Origin of the sequence: Nostocoides australiense Ben110, from assembly GCF_001050535.1 — a bacterium.
Taxonomy (GTDB): domain Bacteria; phylum Actinomycetota; class Actinomycetes; order Actinomycetales; family Dermatophilaceae; genus Nostocoides_A; species Nostocoides_A australiense.
Genome location: NZ_HG764815.1, coordinates 3,644,195 through 3,647,149 on the forward strand (window position 1 = coordinate 3,644,195; position 2,955 = coordinate 3,647,149).

The 2,955-nt window shown below is 71.0% G+C and carries 3 protein-coding genes and 1 pseudogene; 1 reads left to right on the forward strand and 3 read right to left on the reverse strand.

From position 1 onward, the window contains the following. Positions 1–213 (reverse strand): annotated as a pseudogene (locus BN11_RS22060) (3-phosphoshikimate 1-carboxyvinyltransferase); the annotation flags it as partial. Continuing rightward, positions 200–634: a DoxX family protein gene (locus tag BN11_RS17870; protein ID WP_235435532.1), complete on the reverse strand. Its 435-nt coding sequence runs from the start codon at positions 632–634 to the stop codon at positions 200–202. The pseudogene BN11_RS22060 and the gene BN11_RS17870, both read right to left, overlap by 14 nt. A 225-nt stretch (positions 635–859) precedes the next feature. Here BN11_RS17870 and BN11_RS17875 point away from each other — a divergent pair, with 225 nt between their 5' ends. Next, entirely contained in the window at positions 860–1,687 is an 828-nt protein-coding gene (locus tag BN11_RS17875) for an SOS response-associated peptidase (protein ID WP_048699649.1), read from the forward strand. Positions 1,688–1,739: 52 nt separating this feature from the next. Here BN11_RS17875 and BN11_RS17880 read toward each other — a convergent pair whose 3' ends face one another. After that, positions 1,740–2,720, reverse strand: a complete 981-nt coding sequence (locus tag BN11_RS17880; protein WP_162213283.1) for a sugar-binding transcriptional regulator — start codon at positions 2,718–2,720, stop codon at positions 1,740–1,742. Positions 2,721–2,955 lie beyond the last annotated feature (235 nt).

Here is a 2,955-nt window from a genome sequence, read left to right on the forward strand (position 1 = left end):
CCCCCCCCCCCAGCCGAGGGCGCGGAGCGCCGCGGCCATCAGGGTCGTGTCCCGCGAGCGCAGCGGCGCGCGCAGCCGCGACGGCTCCTCCGCGAGGGCCGCGAGGACGAGATAGCGATTGGTCAGGGATTTGCTGCCGGGCAGGGTGACCACGGCATCGACGGGTCCGGCCGCGACCGGCGCGGCCCAAGCATCAGCGTCAGCTGAGGGCATCGGTGGCCGTGGCCAGCTTGAGTTTCGCTTCGCGGCGAGCCGTGCCCGCGGCATACCGGGCGTCCTTGACGATCGACCCCTTGGTGCGCGAGGCGGCATCGCCGAGCATCCTGGCGCGATAGGCCAGCCCCGGCTTGCCCGCCGTGTCGACCGCGGCGAGCAGGACGCCGCCGAGCACGCTGAGGTTCTTCATGAACTGCTGCTTCTGCTCGGCCTTCTTCTGCGGGTCGGTCTCGTTCCAGAACGGGTGACCGGCGATCGTCGACGGGACGAGCGAGCCGGCCAGCGCCGTGGCGGCGACCCGCGGCATCCGGCCCGTGGCCAGCAGGGCGCCGCCGGCAATCATCGTCGCGCCATTGGCGCGCACGAGCAGTTCCGTGTCGTCGGGCAGCCCCAGCGGCCCGGCGAGTGCCTTGACCATCGGCTCCCCGGGGGGGCGGCCTGCGCCTTGCTGCTCGGGTGACGCAGTGCGTCCAGGCCACCGGTGATGAAGATCGTGGCGAGCAGGGGTCGCGCGATGCGGCGCACCAGGCTCATAGGTTCCTCCTTGGCAGGGTCGACGTCGGTCTGCCCTCTACCGTAGACGCCGAACTCCCTCGCCGGTGCCCTGGCGGGCGGAGAACCCGAGCAGAGCAGCGGAGGAGACATGTGCGGACGGTATGCCGCCAGCGCAGACCTGGATGAGTTGATCGAGGAGTTCGACGTCGAGCTGGACCGGCACGACGAACCCGCGCGGTCGGTGCTGGCGAACCCGCAGCAGCCGCCGGCGGGACTGCCGGACTGGAACATGGCGCCCACCAAGCAGGCACCGGTCGTTCTCACGCGGCCGGTCGACGATGTGCCCCGGCGCCAGCTGCGCCTGCTGACCTGGGGCCTGGTGCCCGCGTGGAGCAAGGACGTCAAGGGTGCCTACCGGATGATCAACGCGCGCGCCGAGAGCGTCGCCGAGAAGCCGGCCTATGCGCGGGCGCTGGCCTCCCGGCGCGCCCTGGTGCCGGCGCTCGGCTGGTATGAGTGGCAGACCTCGCCTACGGTGAGGGACGCGAAGGGCAAGCCGCGCAAGCAGCCCTTCTTCGTCCGCCGTGGCGACGGCGACCTGCTCGCGATGGCTGGGATCTACGAGTTCTGGCGGGACAAGGCGGTGGCCGACCCGGACGACCCGCTGGCCTGGCTGGTCACCTTCGCCGTCGTCACCACGGCCGCCGAGCCGGGGCTGGACCGCATCCACGACCGGCAGCCGCTGGTGCTCGAGCGGGAGGACTGGGCGCGCTGGCTCGATCCGTCGGTCACCGAGGTCGCGGCGATCGACGACCTCGTCCACTTCTGGGCACCCGGCCGGTTCACCGCATACCCGGTCTCGCGCGCGGTCAGTTCCAACCGGGCCAACGGGCCGGGCCTGATCGAACCCGCCCCGGCCGGCGAACTGCAGGGCGTGGTCGACCCCGCGACCGGGGAGATCCTCGGTGGCGCCTGATCTCAGCAGAGGTTAGTCAAATCAGCAGACCTCCCTAGGTGTGCTGATTTCACTAACGTTTGCTAGCAGAGGTTCCTCGGGCGGGGGCGGGGTCGGTGGACAGGAGGAGCTGGGCGATCTCGGTGTCGATGACGAGGCTCTTGAGCAGTCCCGCCCGCACGGCGCCCATGACGGCCGGCGCCTTGGCGCGGCCGCGGGCGATCCCGATGACCTCCGGTATGCCGCGCAGCGTGTCCGCCGCGACGGTCACCATCCGGTCGGCCAGGGGAGTCGTGGCGAGGGAGCCGTCGACAGTGAAGTAGACACCCATGACCTCGCCGACCACCCCGGCCGCCGCGGCCTGGGCGCGGTCCTCGTCGGTGATGGTGTCGTAGATGGTGGAGACTTTCGGTCCCCACGCGCCGATGCCGGCTGCCGAGATCGTCACCCGATCCGCGGCGCTCAAGGCTGCCTTGACGGAGGGTTGCTTGCGCAGGACCGCGGCGGAGGCGGCGTCGTCGAGGATGAGGGGGGCATAGAAGAGCCGGGCGCGGCTGCCGGCGATCCGGGCGGCCCGGCCGACGATGTCGACCGGGCTGGTCGTCTCGTCCGGCACGAAGAGGGAGCCGCTGAGCTGGACGACCTCGACCGGGGGGAGTTCGCGGATCGCGCGGATCATGTCCGAGACCGTGCGGGCCCACGGCAGGCCCAGGACGTCGGTCGGGGTGATGACCTCGCAGAGCAGATCGGCGGCGGTCTGGGCGAGTGCCTCGCGGGCCGCCGGGTCCGGCCCGTGGCCGAGGACGACGGCGCAGTTGCGCAGCCCCCAGAGCTCTCGAATCTGTTCGGAGAGTTCGAGATCCACGATGTCGTCGCTCGCGATCTCGATGCGGACGATGCCCTCCTCATGGGCGAGGTCGAGCAGCCGGGCCACCTTGAAGCGGCTGATCCCCAGGGCGGCGGCGATGTCGACCTTAGACTCGCCCGCGATGTAGTGCCGACGGGCGACCGCGGCGGCGAGCACCCGGGTCGCGGGTCCTAACGAATCGGTCACGGCTCGATCCCATCTGGTGATGTCGTCCTTGACAAGCGTCCTGCGGCCCACTTTACTCATATGTGCGCGGAGTGCGCTCAAATGAGCGCGACAAACCCGGGCGAACACTCAACGAGGAGAGATCGCATGGCTGGTAGGAAGTTCTGGGCATTCACGAGTGCGACCGCGGTCGTCACCGCGGGTCTGGCCGGATGCTCCGGCGCCGGTGGGGGCGGCGGCGGCGGCACGGGCGCGA

Excerpts from the sequence above, each read along its gene's own strand:
- BN11_RS17870 (WP_235435532.1), bottom strand. The coding sequence starts at position 634 with ATGGTCAAGGCACTCGCCGGGCCGCTGGGGCTGCCCGACGACACGGAA.
- BN11_RS17875 (WP_048699649.1), top strand. The coding sequence starts at position 860 with ATGTGCGGACGGTATGCCGCCAGCGCAGACCTGGATGAGTTGATCGAG.